The 1591-nt window shown below is 58.3% G+C and carries 2 protein-coding genes; one reads left to right on the top strand and one right to left on the bottom strand.

The features are described from left to right. A partial coding sequence (locus Q4577_RS23610; RefSeq protein WP_303473372.1) for a GntR family transcriptional regulator occupies positions 1 to 692 on the bottom strand: 692 nt, incomplete at its 3' end. A 276-nt stretch (positions 693 to 968) separates the two neighbouring features. On the opposite strand from Q4577_RS23610, the gene Q4577_RS23605 reads away from it, so the two are divergent. Beyond that, a partial coding sequence (locus Q4577_RS23605) for a sulfatase-like hydrolase/transferase (RefSeq protein ID WP_303473370.1) occupies positions 969 to 1591 on the top strand: 623 nt, incomplete at its 3' end.

Raw genomic sequence — 1591 nt, 5'->3', positions numbered from 1 at the left:
TTTCCGCGTTGTTTGATGCTGAGTCTGTCGACGAGGTGTTGTCCTGCGTCTGAGACGTGTTTGTAGAGGGTTTTTGCGGTTGCGTCGGCGTCTTGTTTTCGGATGCAGTCGATCAGGGCGCGGTGTTCGGCGAAGATGGCGTCGCGGCGGCCGATGGAGACGGGGACGCGGGTCGAGATTGCCCAGAGGATTTCGCGGTGTTGTTGCCAGAGCTTGAAGGCGACGCGATTGTAGTGGTTCTGGTACATCGTCATGTGGAATTGTTTGTCGAGCCTGGCGTGGGCCTGTTTGTCGGCAAAGTTGAGGAATTCGATCTCGTCCTGGATCCGCACCAGCTGGTCGATGTCTTCCTGGCTGACGGTTTCGACGAAATAGCGCACCAGATAGGGTTCCAGCTGCTGGCCGACCTCGCTGACGTCGCGGACGAAATCGGTGTCGATAGAGCGCACGCGCGCCCCCTGATTTGGCACGAAATACACCAGCCCCTCGCCGCGCAGCTGCTGCAATGCTTCGCGCACCGGGTTGGTCGACACGCCGAACCGCTTGGCCAGATCGCTGACTTTCAGCCGTTCGTTGTTGTCCAGCTCTCCGGCCAGGATTTCGTGGCGGATCTGGTGAAAGATCGTGTTGCTGCCGGGATCATCGTCTTCGGTCACCACGCTGATCGTAAGGGGAAGGTTCGAAGCTGTCATCCTGGGCCATGTCGTGTTGCGCGATATCGGGGGCAATCGCGGAGTTTTCGGGGGCGGTTCAGATCGTGTATCATAACCCGGTGATTTGTACAAATGCGCTGATGCGGGTGGCGGATTGGGCCGCTTATGGCTTTTTGAAACATATTATGAATGCGCGCGGCAAGGCAATCGTTGACAGAATAGGCAGATATCGTCACATACATACTACACACAGTATCATGTATTAAAGTTGATCTTTAGTGTGCAATGCCGTTCGGAACGCAAAAGGGGCCGCCTGTGACACGCAAACCAAACATCATTCTGATTTCGACCGACCAGCAGCGCGGCGATTGTATCGGCCCCGAAGGGCGCGGGGTGAAGACGCCGGCGATTGACCGGATTGGCCAGTTGGGCACCCGGTTTTCGAAATGCATCACGCCGCATCCGATGTGCCAACCGGCGCGGGCCTCAATCCTGACGGGCAAGCTGCCCTATAGCACCGGCGTGCGCGACAATGGCCGGGATCTGGATTATGGTTTTGGAGAGCAGGGGCTGGCGGGGATGCTGGCCAGTGCCGGCTATGACACGCATTTCATCGGCAAGGCGCATCTGTCGAGCCAGCAAACCTTTGCCCCCACGGGGCGGCCGGAATGTTATTCCAGCGCCAAGGATTATCCGGCGGATTGGAGCGGCAGCTATTTCGGCTTCGACAATGTGCAAATGATGCTGCGCCCGCATCACCACACCAAATGGTATGACGCGCCGGAAACGCTGCATTATGAAAACTGGCTGGATCAGGATGGTCAGGGGCGGGCGCGCTGGGATCTGGCCAAGGAACATCTGCCGCCCGAGACGCGCAACTTTCAGGCCTGGCGCTCGGCGCTGGACGCGGAATATCATTCGACGCCGTGGATTGGCGA

Origin of the sequence: Marinovum sp. 2_MG-2023, from assembly GCF_030548265.1 — a bacterium.
Lineage (GTDB): Bacteria > Pseudomonadota > Alphaproteobacteria > Rhodobacterales > Rhodobacteraceae > Marinovum.
The sequence above is the reverse complement of the archived record's forward strand: the minus strand, read 5'-3'. Positions and strand labels throughout refer to the sequence as shown.